This window comes from Vibrio ishigakensis, from assembly GCF_024347675.1.
GTDB lineage: Bacteria > Pseudomonadota > Gammaproteobacteria > Enterobacterales > Vibrionaceae > Vibrio > Vibrio ishigakensis.
On record NZ_AP024882.1, the window covers coordinates 256,107 to 273,378 of the forward strand.

Annotated in this window: 19 protein-coding genes; 11 read left to right on the plus strand and 8 right to left on the minus strand. The window is 45.2% G+C overall.

The window, feature by feature from the left end:
- Nucleotides 1–8: 8 nt before the first annotated feature.
- From atpA to Pcarn_RS15005, 6 genes are read right to left on the minus strand one after another with little or no spacing between them, the layout of a single operon-like run.
- A complete protein-coding gene (atpA, locus tag Pcarn_RS14980) occupies nt 9–1,550 on the minus strand; it encodes a F0F1 ATP synthase subunit alpha (RefSeq protein WP_261836726.1) in 1,542 nt (513 codons plus the stop codon).
- A 9-nt stretch (nt 1,551–1,559) separates the two neighbouring features.
- Nucleotides 1,560–2,111, minus strand: coding sequence for a F0F1 ATP synthase subunit delta (locus Pcarn_RS14985; RefSeq protein ID WP_261836727.1), 552 nt, complete (start codon nt 2,109–2,111; stop codon nt 1,560–1,562).
- Nucleotides 2,112–2,123: 12 nt separating this feature from the next.
- Nucleotides 2,124–2,594: a F0F1 ATP synthase subunit B gene (locus Pcarn_RS14990; protein ID WP_261836728.1), complete on the minus strand. Its 471-nt coding sequence runs from the start codon at nt 2,592–2,594 to the stop codon at nt 2,124–2,126.
- A gap of 49 nt (nt 2,595–2,643) precedes the next feature.
- Nucleotides 2,644–2,880 carry a F0F1 ATP synthase subunit C gene (gene atpE / locus Pcarn_RS14995; protein WP_004730405.1) on the minus strand — a complete coding sequence of 79 codons (237 nt, stop codon included), beginning with the start codon at nt 2,878–2,880 and terminating at the stop codon, nt 2,644–2,646.
- 51 nt (nt 2,881–2,931) lie between these two features.
- The gene (gene atpB / locus Pcarn_RS15000; RefSeq protein WP_261836729.1) at nt 2,932–3,702 is read right to left on the minus strand and encodes a F0F1 ATP synthase subunit A; all 771 of its coding nucleotides are present in this window, start codon (nt 3,700–3,702) and stop codon (nt 2,932–2,934) included.
- Nucleotides 3,703–3,704: 2 nt separating this feature from the next.
- Nucleotides 3,705–4,103: an ATP synthase subunit I gene (locus tag Pcarn_RS15005; RefSeq protein ID WP_261836730.1), complete on the minus strand. Its 399-nt coding sequence runs from the start codon at nt 4,101–4,103 to the stop codon at nt 3,705–3,707.
- An 876-nt stretch (nt 4,104–4,979) separates the two neighbouring features.
- Here Pcarn_RS15005 and Pcarn_RS15010 point away from each other — a divergent pair.
- The 9 genes from Pcarn_RS15010 to Pcarn_RS15050 all read left to right on the plus strand — a co-directional run bounded on the left by Pcarn_RS15010 (nt 4,980) and on the right by Pcarn_RS15050 (nt 14,610).
- Complete coding sequence (locus tag Pcarn_RS15010; protein WP_261836731.1) at nt 4,980–6,428, plus strand: YfcC family protein; 1,449 nt, start codon at nt 4,980–4,982, stop codon at nt 6,426–6,428.
- Nucleotides 6,429–6,475: 47 nt separating this feature from the next.
- Entirely contained in the window at nt 6,476–6,631 is a 156-nt protein-coding gene (locus tag Pcarn_RS15015; RefSeq protein WP_261836732.1) for a hypothetical protein, read from the plus strand.
- A 969-nt stretch (nt 6,632–7,600) separates the two neighbouring features.
- Entirely contained in the window at nt 7,601–8,821 is a 1,221-nt protein-coding gene (gene arcA, locus Pcarn_RS15020; protein WP_261836733.1) for an arginine deiminase, read from the plus strand.
- Nucleotides 8,822–8,872: 51 nt separating this feature from the next.
- Nucleotides 8,873–9,787: a carbamate kinase gene (gene arcC, locus Pcarn_RS15025; protein ID WP_261836734.1), complete on the plus strand. Its 915-nt coding sequence runs from the start codon at nt 8,873–8,875 to the stop codon at nt 9,785–9,787.
- A 111-nt stretch (nt 9,788–9,898) separates the two neighbouring features.
- Complete coding sequence (locus Pcarn_RS15030) at nt 9,899–10,909, plus strand: ornithine carbamoyltransferase (protein ID WP_261836735.1); 1,011 nt, start codon at nt 9,899–9,901, stop codon at nt 10,907–10,909.
- A 263-nt stretch (nt 10,910–11,172) separates the two neighbouring features.
- A complete protein-coding gene (gene pyrB / locus Pcarn_RS15035) occupies nt 11,173–12,102 on the plus strand; it encodes an aspartate carbamoyltransferase (protein WP_261836736.1) in 930 nt (309 codons plus the stop codon).
- Nucleotides 12,103–12,112: 10 nt separating this feature from the next.
- Nucleotides 12,113–12,580 (plus strand): aspartate carbamoyltransferase regulatory subunit, encoded by a 468-nt coding sequence (pyrI, locus tag Pcarn_RS15040; protein ID WP_261836737.1) that lies wholly within the window; start codon nt 12,113–12,115, stop codon nt 12,578–12,580.
- A gap of 294 nt (nt 12,581–12,874) precedes the next feature.
- Nucleotides 12,875–13,360: an arginine repressor gene (locus Pcarn_RS15045; protein ID WP_261836738.1), complete on the plus strand. Its 486-nt coding sequence runs from the start codon at nt 12,875–12,877 to the stop codon at nt 13,358–13,360.
- Between the two features lie 152 nt (nt 13,361–13,512).
- A complete protein-coding gene (locus tag Pcarn_RS15050; RefSeq protein WP_261836739.1) occupies nt 13,513–14,610 on the plus strand; it encodes a DUF3541 domain-containing protein in 1,098 nt (365 codons plus the stop codon).
- A 12-nt stretch (nt 14,611–14,622) separates the two neighbouring features.
- Here Pcarn_RS15050 and Pcarn_RS15055 read toward each other — a convergent pair whose 3' ends face one another.
- Both Pcarn_RS15055 and Pcarn_RS15060 read right to left on the minus strand, forming a co-directional pair.
- Nucleotides 14,623–14,910, minus strand: a complete 288-nt coding sequence (locus Pcarn_RS15055; protein ID WP_261836740.1) for an antibiotic biosynthesis monooxygenase family protein — start codon at nt 14,908–14,910, stop codon at nt 14,623–14,625.
- A 341-nt stretch (nt 14,911–15,251) separates the two neighbouring features.
- Entirely contained in the window at nt 15,252–15,563 is a 312-nt protein-coding gene (locus Pcarn_RS15060) for a DUF3861 domain-containing protein (protein ID WP_261836741.1), read from the minus strand.
- A 115-nt stretch (nt 15,564–15,678) separates the two neighbouring features.
- Here Pcarn_RS15060 and Pcarn_RS15065 point away from each other — a divergent pair, with 115 nt between their 5' ends.
- Both Pcarn_RS15065 and Pcarn_RS15070 read left to right on the plus strand, forming a co-directional pair.
- A complete protein-coding gene (locus Pcarn_RS15065; RefSeq protein ID WP_261836742.1) occupies nt 15,679–16,104 on the plus strand; it encodes a MarR family winged helix-turn-helix transcriptional regulator in 426 nt (141 codons plus the stop codon).
- 1 nt (nt 16,105) lies between these two features.
- Complete coding sequence (locus Pcarn_RS15070) at nt 16,106–17,245, plus strand: winged helix-turn-helix domain-containing protein (protein WP_261836743.1); 1,140 nt, start codon at nt 16,106–16,108, stop codon at nt 17,243–17,245.
- Nucleotides 17,246–17,272 lie beyond the last annotated feature (27 nt).

The window sequence follows — 17,272 nt, forward strand, 5'->3', positions numbered from 1 at the left end:
CGGAGCGATTACCAAGGCTTAAGCGCTACGAAACTATCCAGAATCTCTGTAAGAGCAGATTCGATGTCGTCGTTGTAGTCACCCGTTGCGTTGATCTTGTCGAACAACTCTGGGTTTTGAGCTTTAGCGTAAGAAAGCAGTTCTTCTTCAAAGCGAGCAATCTTGTTTAGCTCAACGTCGGTTAGGTAACCTTTTTCAGCTGCGAAGATAACCGTTGCTTGTTCCGCTACAGACATAGGAGCGTATTGCTTCTGCTTCATTAGCTCTGTAACGCGCTCACCGTGGTCAAGCTGCTTACGAGTTGCTTCATCAAGGTCAGAAGAGAACTGAGCAAACGCTGCAAGTTCACGATACTGAGCCAGTGCGGTACGGATACCACCAGATAGCTTCTTGATGATCTTGCTCTGAGCTGCACCACCTACACGAGAAACCGAGATGCCTGGGTCAACCGCTGGACGTAGGCCTGAGTTAAATAGCTGAGTCTGAAGGAAGATCTGACCGTCAGTGATAGAGATAACGTTGGTCGGTACGAACGCTGATACGTCACCTGCTTGGGTCTCGATGATAGGCAGAGCGGTTAGAGAACCTGTCTTACCTTTTACTTCACCGTTAGTGAACTTCTCTACATACTCTTCGTTTACTCGAGCTGCGCGCTCTAGAAGGCGTGAGTGAAGATAGAAAACGTCACCTGGGAACGCTTCACGGCCTGGTGGGCGTTTTAGTAGAAGCGAGATTTGACGATAAGCTACCGCTTGTTTTGATAGGTCATCGTAGATGATTAGTGCATCTTCACCACGGTCACGGAAGTATTCGCCCATGGTACAACCTGCGTATGGCGCTAGGTATTGAAGTGCTGCTGATTCTGATGCTGACGCTACCACAACGATAGTGTTTTCAAGAGCGCCGTGCTCTTCAAGCTTACGTACTACGTTAGCGATAGTTGAAGCTTTCTGACCGATTGCCACATAGATACATTTAACGCCAGAATCTTTTTGGTTGATGATGGCATCGATTGCCATTGCTGTTTTACCAGTCTGACGGTCACCGATGATTAGCTCACGCTGACCACGGCCGATTGGCACCATGGTATCAACCGCTTTATAACCAGTCTGGATTGGCTGATCTACCGACTTACGTTCGATTACACCAGGGGCGATAATTTCGATTGGGTTTAGCTGCTCAGACTTAACTGCGCCTTTACCGTCGATTGGCTCACCAAGGGTGTTTACTACGCGGCCAAGAAGACCTTCACCTACTGGAACCTCAAGGATACGGCCAGTGCCTTTCACCTTCATACCTTCAGAAAGGTCGGTGTAAGGACCCATAACAACCGCACCTACAGAGTATTGCTCAAGGTTAAGAGCGAGTGCGTAGCGGCCGCCTGGCAGTTCAATCATCTCACCTTGCATTACATCAGCTAGGCCGTTGATTGTGATGATACCGTCACGTACTGAAACGATGGTACCTTCATTGCGAGCCTCAGTGCTCACATTAAATCGCGCGATTCTCTCTTTGATTAGATCGCTGATTTCATTGGAATTTAGTTGCATATTCGTTACCTATCTCGCGCGAAGTTGACTAGCTAGTCGTTCGATGGAAGTGTTCAACGAGCCATCGATAATGGTCTCACCCGCTTTGATGACGATGCCGCCTACCAGTGTGGTGTCGAGCTCTTGCTCTAGTTCAACCTTGCGCTCTAATTTCTTCTCTAGTGCAGCGGTCAATGACGTTACCTGCTGCTCTGAAAGTGGCTCTGATGCTGTGACGGTGACAGGAACTACGCGTTCGTATTCGTCCTTTAGCTCGCAGAACAGTTGATATACATCGCCGAAGAGTGACAAACGGCCATTCTCAGACATCACCTTAATCAGGTTTTGTACTGGCTCATCGATCATGCCTTGGCAGATTTCGATGATGGCGTCAGCGATTTGTTCCGCTTGCTGGGAGCCTGCTCCCTCTGCAGAAGAGATGGCATATGCGATGCTCTCTTCTTCTGTCACGGTCACAAGAATTTCCAACATCGATTGCCATTCTTGTAACTTGTTCTCACTTAAAGCAAAGTCGAACGATGCTTTAGCGTATGGATGAGCAATACTTGCGTACTCAGACATATTGCCCCCCTACTAGATTTCTTTGATTAACTGATCAACCAGAGCTCGGTTCGCGTCTGAATCCAGGTTCTTGTTAATCAACTTCTGAGCACTTTCGATTACGGCGTCTGCCATCTGTGCTTGAAGTTCTTGGCGAATCTTCTGGCGTTCGCCTTCCAATTCCGCTCTACCCTGCTCAAGGATGCGTGCTTTTTCTTTTTCAGCATCTTGCTGAGCTTGGGTGATGATTTCGTTGCGACGTTTGTTGCCTTGCTCAAGGAGCTCGGACACGTTACGTTTCGCTTCGTCAACTAGGTCCGCTGCATTTGCTTTTGCAATATCTAGCTCTTTTGCAGCGTTTTCTGAATGGCGAAGACCGTCAGCAATCATCTTTTGGCGCTCATCTAGCATCGCAGTGAGAGGTGGCCATACATATTTCATACACAGCCAAACAAAAATCACGAAGGAGATTGCTTGGCCAAGCATGCTTGCATTTAAGTTCATAGCTTCCTCACTAAATCTTGATTACTACTAAATCGGTTCTTGCCTTGCGTTACGCTACAGCGAAGATGATGTATAGACCGATACCAACACCAATCATTGGTACAGCATCCACAAGACCCATCATGATGAAGAATTGAGTACGTAGCATAGGAGTTAGGTCAGGCTGACGAGCAACACCTTCTAGGTATTTACCAGCAAGGTTACCGATACCTGAAGCCGCACCAGCAGCACCTAGACCGATTAGCAATGCACCCGCTACATATAGAACTGCGCTTACGATATCCATTGAATGTCTCCAATTATCTTTAATTTGTTAATTAATTCGATTAAATAAAACTTAGTGATGTTCTTCTACTGCCATGCCTAAATAGACGATGGTAAGAACCATGAAAATAAATGCCTGTAGGAACACGATTAGGATGTGGAATAATGCCCATGGAACACTTAGTGCCCATTGCATCCACCATGGCATTAATGCAATCAGGATAAATATCATTTCACCTGCGTACATGTTGCCAAATAGTCGTAGACCTAAAGAAATTGGTTTAGAAATTAACGTTACAAGCTCTAAAACAAGGTTTACTGGATAAAGAAGTGGATTCTCAAATGGTTGAGTTGTCAGTTCTTTAATAAATCCTTTAATACCTTTGTTCTTCAGCGTGTAAATCATCAGTAGAATAAATACGCCTAATGCCATAGACATTGGAATATTTACGTCTGCTGTTGGAAGTTCCCTAAAGTGTGTAACGCCTAGTGCGCCGAGAAATCTAGGAATAAAATCAACTGGGATTAAGTCGATTGCATTCATTAGCAATACCCACACGAATGTAGTCAGTGCTAATGGCCCAATTAATTTGTCTTTGGCCTGGAAGATCTCTTCAACTAGGTTGTTTACAAACTCAAAAGTCACTTCGATAAGACATTGGAAACGTCCCGGAACGCCGCTAGTGCCTTTGGTTACTACGTATCTAAATGCACCGATAAACAGCAATCCGGTCAACCAAACCATGATCATTGAGTCAATGTTGATTGCCCAAAAACCATCACCTAACGTTGCGAAGGTCAGGTGGTGCTCAATATATTCATGAGCAGTTGTGACTTGTTCCATTGTTACGCATACTCCGACTGTGAGTCCGCGATAAACGGAGTCAAGAAATAGCCAACCATAGTCACAATATATGCCTCTAAGATAACTGGGTTATCGAGCATGAAGAATCTAAATGCAACGATAAAAGCGACAAAGGTATATATTAATTTCACGACTCTACTCATTTGCATTAAATCGCGAAGACTATAATTTGGGTTTCTTTGAACTTTTAAGCTGGAATAAAAGAAGCCAATTAATGCTGGTAACATTGCAATTGCACAACCTAACATTGCAGATTCAATATCTAGCTTATTCCCGAATACCACTTCGTATAAAACAACACCGACGGCTAATACTATCTGGCAGAGAAAAACTCTCTTGGCAGCAACGATAATGCTCGTGCTGACACCTTCCAGCTTCATAATAAACCTCGTATCTTAGTGGCTAAGAACATATAAACAGTGAGCAGAGAAGATTATGAATAACTCATAAGGTGCTTTGTTTTCTGTTTATATTCCCCAATGAAGCGAAGGTATATAAAACTTATTTACTATCGCTTCGGTACGAATAAAGTTACTCCTAAATTTCTGTGATCTAAACGGCAAATATCGACATCAATCATTTCATTTTTGAGATCGGCTCTGCTGTTTTATGGAATCAATAGATGAGATGAATGTGAAAGATGCTGTTTTGTACACAAATCAGAAAATGCATGCATAGAAAATTGCATATAAATCAACCATTTCATTTGTATGATTTATTAACTGGTATGCAAATGGTGTCATTGCACCTTTGGAGTAAATTTTGTGCGACTCAAGGAGCAACACCCTTAAAAAACTCTTACTTGATGCAGATCAGGTATTTTTACGAGTTGTTATGCCTAAACCCACTTAACTGATTGTTTTATATACAAAACAGCACAATATGCGCCTATTTTTATCTTTGGGCTCACAAATCCACCAGCTTCTGTGAACAGTTTCAAAATTCCGCACAATTCTTGAACAGGCCAAGATATCCCAAAAAGTGAATAATGATTTTCAAAAATCTAGGGTTAAAGGCATCGTACTGAATGAAAGTGCGCCCCAATCCTTAATTATCCAATGCCAGACTCTATGCATAGTTCTGGGTAAAAATCAGGCATAAAAGAGTGTGATCAAACTGGGTTTTACTGTTTCAAAACAGCGCTAGACTGTCCCTGTTCCGTTTAATGCTTAAATCTTCCGTTCTTTTCTAAGCAACTCGTAACTCAATGAAGTTACATGGATTTTTTGATTCAAGTTGTTATCAGGAGATAAGCAATGACAACGCATACACTACCTACTGAAGAGAAAAAGGGTGGCTTCTTTGCCAACTTTAAATTCCCTTCCGCCTATACGATCTTGTTTGCCTTGATCGCTATCGTTGCCCTTATGACCTGGATTATTCCAGCAGGTCAATATGAGCGTGCAATGAATGAAGACCTTGGCCGTGAAGTACCTGTAACGGGTACCTATCATTCTGTGGATGCCAACCCGCAAGGGGTGGTTGACGTACTGCTTGCGCCTATCGATGGCTTCTATGACCACAACAGCTACGAAGCTGCCGCAATCGACGTTTCACTATTTATCCTTATTATCGGTGGCTTCCTTGGCCTAGTAACCAAAACAGGTGCAATAGATGCCGGTATAGAGCGCGTCACAGCTCGTCTTAAAGGGCGAGAAGAGATGATGATCCCCATACTCATGGCACTGTTTGCAGCAGGGGGCACCGTCTATGGTATGGCAGAGGAATCTCTACCTTTCTATGCACTACTAGTACCTGTGATGATGGCAGCACGTTTTGACCCTATGGTAGCGGCAGCCACTATTCTGCTGGGTGCTGGTATCGGCGTATTGGGTTCAACCATCAACCCGTTTGCTACCGTAATCGCAGCTAACGCGTCAGCGATTCCATTTACAGAAGGCATGCTACTTCGCGTGGTCATGCTAGTGGTTGGCTGGTTTATCTGTGTAGCTTATGTGATGCGCTACGCTCGCATGGTTCGTGAAGATGCAACTAAGTCAGTGGTTTACGATAAATACGAAGAGAACAAGGCACACTTCCTAGGAGACAAAGAAGAGGGCCAACTAGAATTCACTGGCACTCGCAAACTTATCCTTGGCATCTTCGTAGCCTCGTTTGGCGTAATGATCTATGGCGTAGCTGTAGTCGGTTGGTGGATGGCAGAGATCTCTGCAATGTTCCTAGCCGCTTCTATCATCGTTGGCCTAGTCGCTCGCATGAGCGAAGAAGACTTCACCACCAGCTTTATCGACGGTGCTCGAGACCTACTAGGTGTAGCGCTAATTATCGGTATCGCTCGCGGCATCGTAGTAGTCATGGACAACGGCATGATCACCGACACCATCTTGTTCAACGCCGAACAGATGATCACTGGCTTGTCGTCTGTAGTGTTCATCAACGTGATGTTCTTTATCGAGGTCCTACTGTCATTCCTAGTCCCATCAACCTCAGGCCTAGCAGTGCTAACCATGCCTATCATGGCACCTCTGGCTGACTTCGCTGGCGTTGGTCGTGATCTAGTGATCACCGCATATCAATCTGCGGCGGGTCTAGTAAACCTAATCACCCCAACCTCTGCGGTAGTAATGGGCGGCCTAGCAATCGCTCGCGTACCATATGTGCGCTGGGTTAAGTGGGTAATGCCATTAATAGGTATTCTGACTGTATTCTGTATGGTAGTGCTGAGCATCGGTGCTCTGATCTAGCCTAGAGACTGATACCTTTTCGAAGAAGCCACCTACGGGTGGCTTTTTTGCGTTCGGAAGTAAAAAGATACGGAGCGAGCTATCAGCTATCAGCTATCAGCTATCAGCTATCAGCTATCAGCTATCAGCTATCAGCTATCAGCTATCAGCTATCAGCTATCAGCTATCAGCTATCAGCTATCAGCTATCAGCTATCAGGGTGAGTGTAGGGCTCCGCTCCAAACCGTCAACGCATAATCGTCCGTCCAGACCGTCATACCGGTAGGCTTTTAGCCGGGGTCTTCCGGTGTACAAACCTACCTAGAGCACTCAAAACAGATCCCGGATATTTGCGATGCAAATTCCGGGATGACGTGGAGTGGGCTAACTGGAAACTGCTTCCCTTCTGAAGTTTACCGAGCCTCTAGAGTAAGACCGTCATGCCGGAAAGCCCTAAAGGGCTTATCCGGTATCCTCCAACATACACAGCTAGAACCGACCCTACAGACACCCAAAAACGTCATATATGCGCTAACAGCCAACGCATAAAGCCCTCCTAATTCGAGTTTAAACGCTCAAAACTGATAGCTGAAAGCTTGCAGCTGACAGCTCCTCTTCTCCCTCTCAACTACTTTTTAAACCTTAAACTCTCCCAGAATAAATATATCCCCACCCCGAATAACTAATATATTTTATTCCCACATTAGTTTTATTAATTATCATCCAGACTTATATTAATGATATCAACTTATTAATTAACACCTCTAAATAATTAGTCTAAATTGACCTTAATCAAACATCCCTTCTGTTTTAAGTTGCCCGTTTGTTAATTAATACATTTAACTGCCAAGTTATGCATTTTTTTACATCCTTATGTGTACTAGTGCATAGATACAACACCAATACAAACGCACAAAAACCAAGCCACACAAGGCATCAAAGCAACGCAAATGCCTACAAAGTCAGTTTTAATGCATAGAAAAATAGCAAATAAAAACACACTAAATGAATACAAATTGCTAATAAAGATAACAGTTAAGTATTACTATATTTAAATAATTGTGTGATAGCGGTCTTAGTTTAATCCCAATCTAAGAGTAATATTAACTACAGAAAAGAACGGGGATTTAATTAAATTAAACCCACATAAAAACAAATAACGTGAAACAGAAAAATAATAAGAGAGATATAACATGAGCAAATTCTATGTAGGCTCAGAAGTTGGACAACTAAGAAGAGTGCTTCTTCACCGTCCAAAGCGTTCCCTGACTCACCTAACCCCTTCTAACTGTCATGACTTGCTATTTGATGATGTACTTGCTGTAGAGCGAGCTGGCGAAGAGCATGACGCATTTGCACAGACTCTGCGTGACCAAGGCGTTGAGGTTCTGCTTTTAACTAACCTATTGGCTGAAACCCTAGAAGTGCCAGAAGCGAAAGACTGGCTACTGCGCACTCAAATCTCAGACATGCGCTTAGGTCCAACATTTGCTAACGATGTGCGCTGCTATCTAGGCGACCTGCCTAACCTACAACTGGCTAAGATCCTAACCGGCGGTTTAGCATTCGGTCAGATGCCAATGCAGTCTTCAGCGATTCTAAATGCGATGTCTAAACCGACTGACTTTATTATCGACCCACTACCTAACCACCTATTTACCCGCGATACCTCTTGCTGGATCTACGGTGGTGTCTCCATTAACCCAATGGCTAAGGTAGCTCGTCAACGAGAAACTAACCATGTTCGCGCTATCTATCGCTGGCACCCAACCTTCGCTGGTCAAGACTTTGTGAAGTACTTTGGCGATGAGCAACAAAACTACGATCACTCAACTATCGAGGGTGGCGATGTATTGGTTATCGGTAAGGGCGCAGTACTGATTGGTATGTCCGAGCGCACCACACCACAAGGTGTTGAGCAGCTAGCTTCTAACCTATTCAAGCATGGTCAAGCTAAGCAGGTTATTGCATTAGAGCTTCCAAAAGAGCGCTCTTGCATGCACCTAGATACGGTAATGACTCACATGCGTGAAGACACCTTCTCTGTCTATCCAAATGTGATTCCAGATGATGTGAAAACCTGGAGTCTAACTGGTGATGAATCAGGCCGCGTAGTTGCCAAACAGCAAGACTCTTATATCCACACCATTGAGAAAGCCCTGCACGTAGACAAGCTAAACCTTATCACTACAGGTGGTGACAGCTTCGAAGCAGAGCGTGAGCAGTGGAACGATGCCAACAACGTACTAACCGTACGCCCGGGCGTAGTTATCGGCTATGAGCGCAACACCTACACCAATGAGAAATACGACAAAGCGGGCATCACTGTACTGCCTATCCCAGGTGATGAGCTAGGTCGTGGTCGTGGCGGTGCACGCTGCATGAGCTGCCCAATCGAGCGTGACGGTATCTAATTTCAGTGGCTGAGTGGAGCCCTGCTCCACTCCTATCAAAGAGTAAAGAATATGACAAAGCAAACTGTTGTGGTTGCCCTAGGTGGTAATGCTCTGCTTCGCCGTGGCGAGCCATTGGAAGCAGAAGTTCAACGTAAAAATATCCAAATCGCTGTAGAGACCATCTCTAAGATTGCCGAAGAGTACAACGTGGTTTTAGTGCACGGTAATGGTCCTCAAGTTGGCCTATTGGCTCTACAAGGATTGGAATACAAGAAGGTAAACCCGTATCCGCTAGACGTTCTAGGTAGCGAAACTCAAGGCATGATCGGCTACATGCTTATGCAAGAGTTCAAGAATCAGATGCCGAATGTCAATGTGACCTGCATGCTGACCCAGATGACGGTTAACCCTGAAGACCCAGCATTCGCTGACCCAACTAAGCCAATCGGCCCTGTGTACAAAGAAGCCGAAGCGCGCGAGATGGCAGAGAAATACCACTGGACCATCAAGCCAGACGGTGAGTACTTCCGCCGCGTGGTACCAAGCCCTCAACCAACTGGCATCGTTGAGCACGACGCTATCGAGAAACTAATCCACGAAGGTCACTTGGTCATCTGTACTGGCGGTGGCGGTATTCCAGTTAAGCGCGTTAACGGCAAGCTTGAAGGAGTGGAAGCAGTAATCGACAAAGATATGTCGGCGGCATTCCTAGCCCGTCAACTAGGCGCAGATGCACTACTTATCCTAACCGATGCTGATGGCGTTTACCTGGATTGGGGAACAGCGACTCAGCACGTGATTCGCAACGCTACCCCGAGCGAGCTGGCCAAGGTTGAGTTCGATGCAGGCTCCATGGGACCTAAGATCGACGCTTCCTGCGAGTTCATCAAAACGGGCGGCAAGGTAGTGGGCATAGGCGCACTGCAAGACGGCTTAGAGATCCTAAAAGGCACCGCTGGTACCAATATTACTCGTGACCTTTAAGTAACAGCTATCAGCTATCAGCTATCAGCTATCAGCTATCAGCTATCAGCTATCAGCTATCAGCTATCAAAAAACAATAATAAAGAACCCTAATAAAAAGGAACAAATATCATGGCTTTTAACCTACGCAATCGTAACTTCCTAAAACTATTAGACTTCACCCCTCGCGAGATCCAGCACCTACTAGAGCTATCTATGGAGCTGAAAAAGGCGAAGTACAATGGTTACGAGCAGCCGCGTCTGAAAGGCAAAAACATCGCACTTATCTTTGAGAAAACCTCTACTCGTACTCGCTGTGCATTTGAAGTAGCGGCATTCGACCAAGGCGCTCAGGTTTCTTACCTTGGCCCATCTGGCTCTCAAATCGGTCACAAGGAATCAATGAAAGACACCGCTCGCGTTCTTGGTCGCATGTATGACGGAATCGAGTATCGCGGCTTTGGTCAAGAGATCGTGGAAGAGTTAGGCGCATACGCTGGCGTGCCAGTGTGGAATGGTCTTACTGATGAGTTCCACCCGACTCAAATCTTGGCTGACTTCCTAACCATGATGGAGCACTGCCCTACTAAGCAACTGAGCGAAATGAAGTTTGCTTATCTAGGCGATGCACGCAACAACATGGGTAACTCACTTATGGTTGGCGCGGCTAAGATGGGCATGGAAATCAACCTAGTGGCTCCTAAGCAATTCTGGCCAGAAGAGAGCCTAGTAGCTGAGTGCCGCGCTATCGCGGAAAACACTGGCGCTAAAATCACCCTAACTGACGACGTTACTGAAGGCGTTCAAGGTTGTGACTTCCTATACACAGATGTTTGGGTATCTATGGGTGAAGCGAAAGAGGCATGGGACGAGCGCATCAACCTGATGCTTCCTTACCAAGTAAACATGGACATGATCAAAGCAACCGGCAATCCGCAGGTGAAATTCATGCACTGCCTACCGGCTTTCCATGGTGAAGACACAACAGTGGGCAAACAGCTTGCCGCTGAATACCCAGTGTTGAAAGACGGCTGTGAGGTGACAGACGAGGTTCTTGAATCGGAGCACTCTATCGTGTTCGATGAAGCAGAAAACCGTATGCACACCATCAAAGCTGTAATGGTAGCTACCCTAGGTAGCTAGTTGGAACTGGTGACATGCTACCCGTATGTCACCTTTACCACTTTCCTAAAATTTCCAGCTAAACCAGTTATGGCGACAGACGAAATCAAGGTGCTCATTAGTCCTGCCTTAATTTCTAGGGGATACGACGTATCTCCCTCATTTGCGTCCCTTCCCGACTTTACTGTCGCCGCCTTCTCTCGCGAATCGGAGAAGCTCTCTCCGTATTGCTGTTGCCTTCCGTCTTTGACGGAGGGCTTTTTTATACCTAGAGGATTCCTTTAATGACGCATTCACTGCATCAAAAGCACATCATCTCTATTCCTGAGATGAGTCGTGACGAACTAGAGCTTATCGTGCAAACCGCAGGCCGACTCAAGGCTGAACCCAATCCAGAAATCCTAAAGAACAAGGTGGTCGCTAGCTGCTTCTTCGAACCATCTACCCGCACCAGACTATCATTTGAAACCGCTATCCAGAGACTGGGTGGTACGGTTATCGGCTTCGATAACGGCGGCAACACTTCGCTAGCTAAAAAAGGCGAAACACTGGCTGACTCAGTACAAGTAATCTCTTCTTATGTGGATGCCTTTGTAATGCGACACCCACAAGAAGGCGCGGCTCGCCTTGCCTCTGAATTCTCAAATGGCGTGCCCGTGATTAACGGCGGCGATGGTGCCAACCAGCATCCAACTCAAACACTACTGGATCTGTTCTCAATCTATGAGACCCAGGGCAGTTTAGATAACCTAAATATTGCACTAGTGGGTGACCTCAAATATGGGCGCACAGTCCATTCCCTAACTCAAGCCCTAGCTAAATTCAGCAACAACCGCTTCTTCTTTATCGCTCCAGAAGTACTAGCTATGCCGGGTTACATCTGCGACGAATTGGATGAAGCAGGTATCCAGTACAGCCTGCACGACAATATCGAAGACGTTGTAGGTGAGCTGGACATCCTCTATATGACTCGCGTGCAAAAAGAGCGCTTCGACGCATCAGAATATGCGCATATGAAGTCCGCCTTTATTCTTACTTCGCAAACCCTGAAGCCAGCACGACCAAACCTTCGAGTTCTGCATCCACTTCCTCGCGTAGATGAAATCACCGTAGATGTAGATAAAACAGAGCACGCCTATTACTTCGAGCAGGCAGAAAACGGGGTCTACGCTCGTGAAGCACTGTTGGCATTGGTATTGAGCGACAAGGTTTAAGGAGAAAGACATGACCACTAAAACCCAACTGCAAGTAGAAGCGATCCGCACCGGTAGCGTGATCGATCATATCCCTGCCAATATCGGCATAAAAATCCTTAAACTGCTAAAGCTGAACAAGACTGAAGAGCGAGTCACTATCGGTCTTAATCTGCCCTCTTCAGCTCTTGGCGGTAAGGACCTGATCAAGATTGAGAATCTATTCCTAAGCAAAGAGCAAGCAAGCCAGATTGCACTGTATGCTCCACACGCCACCGTAAATCAAATAGATGACTATCAGGTGGTGAACAAGATCACCCTAGCGCTACCATCCACAATCGAGAGTGTGTTTCAGTGTCCAAACAGCAACTGCATTTCTCACGGTGAACCGGTAGAAAGCCGCTTCAAAGTGATTCAAAAAACTGAAAAGGTGCGACTGAAGTGTCACTACTGCGAAAAAGTATTCTCTCGCGAGATAATAACGGAGAAAAAATATTAAATATGTTGCATAACATTTAATGCAGTAATTATCTAAATAAATATAAAACTGACAACAGCGTTAATATGAGATGTATTTAATATAATTATTTAAATCTTACGTTTTCGCTGTTGCATCACTGCTAAATTAAGCCAATTCGGTGATCCCCTTCATATTATTCAGCATATTACGCTGATAAAATACCCATCTAAAATTTACTAAACTGGATTTTTATCTGATAACCGAGCTAAAGACTTGTAAATCTTATTTAACCAGTTGCATAAAACAACAATAATAATCTTATAAGGTGATTCTATGGACACTTTAATCGCGGATAGAACGACTAAAAACGAAGAGAAAAAGCTCGCTCATGTATGCAAACAACTGCTTCAAGAGCAAAGCTTCCACAACCAAAATCAGCTCAGAGCGACGCTAGAAGAGAGAGGCTTTGAAGGGATCAGTCAGTCGACGGTATCTCGCCTGCTATGCCAACTCGGGGTGGTGAAAGTGCCTAATTCTTTGGGTAAAAAGGTATATTGCCTGCAACCAGAAAATACTGCGGTTCACTTCAACTCTTCTATCGCTTCACAGATTGAACTGATCACACATAACCAATCTATGGTTATCGTCAAAACTCACGCGGGTAGCGCTCAATTGGTTGCGCGTCTCATCGACTTCGACCCTGACCCATCCATTCTTGGGACTGTAGGTGGTAACGATACTGTACTGATCATCCCTAAATCAGTAGAAGAAATCGACCTGTGCGAATTAGCGGTTCGTCGCCGTTTAGGTGTATTTTAAAATACCTAATCCGCCACGGATGGCGGAGCAACTGTTGATATTAAACTGTGCGCTTATTCAAAGTTTTCTAGAAATTAATCCTCACAATCCCCTAATAAAAATCTGAATAAATTTGCTAATCTTTACCTACCCTAGGAATAAAGATGCATTCCATGAAAGCCTCAAATACCAAAATTAAAGTTCTAATATTCCTGATTGTTGCCCTTTCCGGTGCATTCGCTATTTATTGGTTTCAAAAACCTCTCCCCGAAGAGGTTCATGTACAAACCTCAAACAAGATCAAAACTCATTACGAACATGGGCTGTTTACGCTCTCTATTTACAAGCAGAGTCACTTTGGCCTTCGTATGTATCGCCAAACCCTAGACCCTAAATACACCACCACTATTCGCGCCGATGTGGCAGATATGTCGCTGCGTTTAGACAAGCTCTACCATCAGATGCATAACAAAGCAGAACTAGATGGCTATGTAGAAGACAGATTAGCTAGCTATAAAAAAGGAAAAGACGAGCGCAGTGTAAGGCGATTTGAAGCAACCCAAAAACACCCTGAGTATTTCTATATAGCGCTAGACCTACTGCATCATATGGCACGTTTGGATGACTATGGCCTGAAGCACCAACACGACGCTTATTTTAGAAAGCTACTACGAGGTTATGATTTTAAGGCCTTGTTCTCCAACAAGACTATGACTGAGGCGTGGGCCGCCCAATTAGCAAACCAAGCTTATTGGCTAAAGCAGATTGGTGAAGGGGATTACACAGACCTGTTCGTAGAGACCCTAAAAAAGACCTACCCTGACAGAAAAGACTACCTACTGTCACAACAGCAGTTCGGTAATAAACTGTATGGCATGACCCATGTGATCATCGCCGACTCTGGCTACTACCAACACAATGTCAAAGAGTCTGACCACCCTTGGATCTACACATACTTTAGGGACAACATCGACGATATCTTGGCTTATGCCAAAGAGGACATCATCGCAGAGATAGGCCTCAGCTTTAAACTGGCTGGCCTGTATGATGAGCCTGCACTGAAGAAAATAGAAAAGCGCATCTACAGCTCTGTGGACCAAGATAAGGAGATGGTGCCGTCCGATACAGGTAGCTTCAGCTTCTCATGGGGCGAACACAGAAACGTACTCGCCATCATGCTACTCAACTGGCAAAAACCAAACGGTGGCCCAGATATTCAGCAGAATCCAACCATGTTCGAAGACTTGCCACAAAGCCTAACGGCTAAGTAAAAAGGAGGCTCATTAGCCTCCGTATTCTCTTTTGATCTCTACCACCTGCACTGAATAAGAGCGGTACCATTTCTCTCGCCCAAGCTTTTGGGCGATAAGATGAGTGCTGTCTTTGTGCCAAGCCTGAATATCTTGTTCGCTTTGCCAATAAGAGATGGCAATCTCCTGCGCTCCCTCTGTCACAGCCACAAAGTCTTGGCAGTTGTACTTGTCGAATGCCAACTGGCGTAACTTCTCGGCCATATCCAAATATTCTTGATCTTGCTCACCCACCTCGGCTTTGAAGATAACTGCGAACATTTTGGCTCCTTAGAAATGAAAAAAGGTAATGATCGCCCCCGGGCATTTCGCCCTCTCCCGATCATTACCTTTGAATGTAGCAGCCAACTACGTTGTCGGACTATGTTGCCCGTGGTCGCGTCTATGCGACTCTGTTTTTCGGAGGCGAATATACGCCCACCCTCAAGGACAAACCGAGAGACAGATCACACATAACTCAAGCAAAAATAAGACAATATAATAATGTGACGTGACGATATGTTACTGATTTCTATGAAACTTCATCGACCATATAAAAAACCGAAGCTAGGCTTCGGTTTAAGGGATTTGTCTTAGCTGAACTTCCATGTCAGGCAAATATTTTATGCGGTTGCACGCTTTACGGTGCTCTTTAAATTCTGCATAAAGGTTTTGAAGTGCGGCATGAAGTCCGCAAACAAGTCATGTTTTCGATTGAGCATCATCACAGGGCCTAATAAACGCAGCGCTACACCTACTCGGGTCGCGGTATCCGCTTCTAGACCACTGCCTTGCTGAAGTTTTTCAACAACCTTGAACATATCTTCTCTATCTTGAACCTCAAACTCTAGACGCTGTGGGGAATCTTGAGTATCGGTGCCAACTTCTTCGATAGTGATGCGATATACATTATCTTTTCTGCTTAGACGTTTCATAGCTTCTCCTGATTAGAACTTTGAGACTTTTCAACTAACCTGCTGTATAGTTGATAATGTCTACTATAAAAATATTAATTGATATTGTCAACTAAATTCATACAAAGAGATCCCTATGTCTAAAACACAATCCTTCGACAGCCTTTTTCATCTGGTCATCATGCTAAAGCGTAAAATGCATGAGAAGGTAGAGAAACTCGACCTTGGCATCACGCCTATGCACGTGCGCGTCATCAAGATCATCCATCGCAAGTCACCGTGCACGGCCAACGATATTTCTCAGTTTCTTAATCGCGATAAAGCTCAGGTAACAAGACTGCTAAGCTCTCTTATCAGCCTAGAGCTTATTGAGAAGATGCCAAACCCTGAAGACAAACGTAGCCAGCTACTCTCAATTACTAGCAAAGGCGCAGAGATACTTGAGCAGATCCAAGAGATCGACGCAGAGATATTTGAGCAGATGTGTTCCGACATTTCCGAAGATGAACTGAAACAGTTCAAGGCAATCTCCAGCAAGATGCACGAAAACCTGAGTCAATAAGATGCTCTCTATTGCCCAAGCCAAGAAACTGGCCTTGCTCTCTCAAGGCTTACCACCCAAACGCACTTCCTCTGCGTTAGAGGCATTCGAGCGCATGGGCTATGTGCAGATAGATACCATTTCAGTGGTACAGCGAGCCCATCACCACGTGCTATGGAGCCGAAGTCCAGGCTATCGGCCAGAGCATTTAGATGAACTGGTTTCACAGAAGAAGGTGTTTGAATACTGGTCACACGCCGCTTCCTATCTTCCCATGCGAGATTACCGGTTTACCCTTCGTCGCAAGCAGGCCATCAAATCAGGTGAACAAAAGCATTGGTTTACTAAGAATCCTAAGTTGATGTCCGAAGTGCTAGCGCGCATCAAGGCAGAGGGTCCATTGATGGCTAAGGATTTTGAGTCTAAACGCAATCCAAATGAGGTCTGGGGCAGCAAGCCCACCAAGCAAGCGCTAGAGTGTTTGTACATGCAAGGGGATCTCATGATCTCTGAGCGAAACAATTTCCATAAAGTGTATGACCTAACCGAGTGCGTTCTCCCCCAAGGTATTGATATATCCACTCCCTCAGCCGAAGAACATGCCAGATTCTTAGTAGCCAACTACCTTGAGGCAAACGGTATAGGCACACTTTCACAGATAAGTTATCTGTTAAAAGGGGTTAAGTCGAATGTGAAGCTTGCGCTTGAAGAGCTGGCCGAAGATAAGCTGATCACCCCGATTGAGATTGCAGGTAATTCATACTTTTCGCTGCCTCATTCGCTGGATCTACTTAATCAAAGACTCAATCGACGCCAAGCTAAGATCCTCTCTCCTTTTGATAATCTGCTGATCCAAAGAAAGCGAGCACAGCAGCTGTTTGATTTTGACTATCTACTGGAGTGTTACGTACCACAGGCGAAGCGAAAGTATGGCTACTTTTGTCTGCCGATTCTATGGGATGGTGACTTGGTGGCGATGGCCGACTGTAAGGCTAATAAGAAAAGGTCTGTGCTCGAAGTGTTGAACCTCTTTATCGAGCCAAAACTGAAACAGAAAGACGCATTTATCGAGGCACTTCAACAAGAATTGATCGCGTTTGCCAAGTTTAACAACTGCTCTGATTTCAAAATTCAGACCATTCAAACAAAAAAGGCGCAGTGACCAGCACCGCGCCCTTTTAGGACCTAA

Coding starts and splice junctions, on each gene's coding strand:
- Pcarn_RS15010 (WP_261836731.1), top strand. CDS start 4,980: ATGACAACGCATACACTACCTACTGAAGAGAAAAAGGGTGGCTTCTTT.
- arcA (WP_261836733.1), top strand. CDS start 7,601: ATGAGCAAATTCTATGTAGGCTCAGAAGTTGGACAACTAAGAAGAGTG.
- Pcarn_RS15060 (WP_261836741.1), bottom strand. CDS start 15,563: ATGAAACGTCTAAGCAGAAAAGATAATGTATATCGCATCACTATCGAA.
- atpA (WP_261836726.1), bottom strand. CDS start 1,550: ATGCAACTAAATTCCAATGAAATCAGCGATCTAATCAAAGAGAGAATC.
- atpB (WP_261836729.1), bottom strand. CDS start 3,702: ATGGAACAAGTCACAACTGCTCATGAATATATTGAGCACCACCTGACC.
- pyrB (WP_261836736.1), top strand. CDS start 11,173: ATGACGCATTCACTGCATCAAAAGCACATCATCTCTATTCCTGAGATG.
- Pcarn_RS14990 (WP_261836728.1), bottom strand. CDS start 2,594: ATGAACTTAAATGCAAGCATGCTTGGCCAAGCAATCTCCTTCGTGATT.
- Pcarn_RS15045 (WP_261836738.1), top strand. CDS start 12,875: ATGGACACTTTAATCGCGGATAGAACGACTAAAAACGAAGAGAAAAAG.
- Pcarn_RS15055 (WP_261836740.1), bottom strand. CDS start 14,910: ATGTTCGCAGTTATCTTCAAAGCCGAGGTGGGTGAGCAAGATCAAGAA.
- Pcarn_RS15005 (WP_261836730.1), bottom strand. CDS start 4,103: ATGAAGCTGGAAGGTGTCAGCACGAGCATTATCGTTGCTGCCAAGAGA.
- arcC (WP_261836734.1), top strand. CDS start 8,873: ATGACAAAGCAAACTGTTGTGGTTGCCCTAGGTGGTAATGCTCTGCTT.
- pyrI (WP_261836737.1), top strand. CDS start 12,113: ATGACCACTAAAACCCAACTGCAAGTAGAAGCGATCCGCACCGGTAGC.
- atpE (WP_004730405.1), bottom strand. CDS start 2,880: ATGGATATCGTAAGCGCAGTTCTATATGTAGCGGGTGCATTGCTAATC.
- Pcarn_RS15030 (WP_261836735.1), top strand. CDS start 9,899: ATGGCTTTTAACCTACGCAATCGTAACTTCCTAAAACTATTAGACTTC.
- Pcarn_RS15050 (WP_261836739.1), top strand. CDS start 13,513: ATGAAAGCCTCAAATACCAAAATTAAAGTTCTAATATTCCTGATTGTT.
- Pcarn_RS15065 (WP_261836742.1), top strand. CDS start 15,679: ATGTCTAAAACACAATCCTTCGACAGCCTTTTTCATCTGGTCATCATG.
- Pcarn_RS14985 (WP_261836727.1), bottom strand. CDS start 2,111: ATGTCTGAGTACGCAAGTATTGCTCATCCATACGCTAAAGCATCGTTC.
- Pcarn_RS15070 (WP_261836743.1), top strand. CDS start 16,106: ATGCTCTCTATTGCCCAAGCCAAGAAACTGGCCTTGCTCTCTCAAGGC.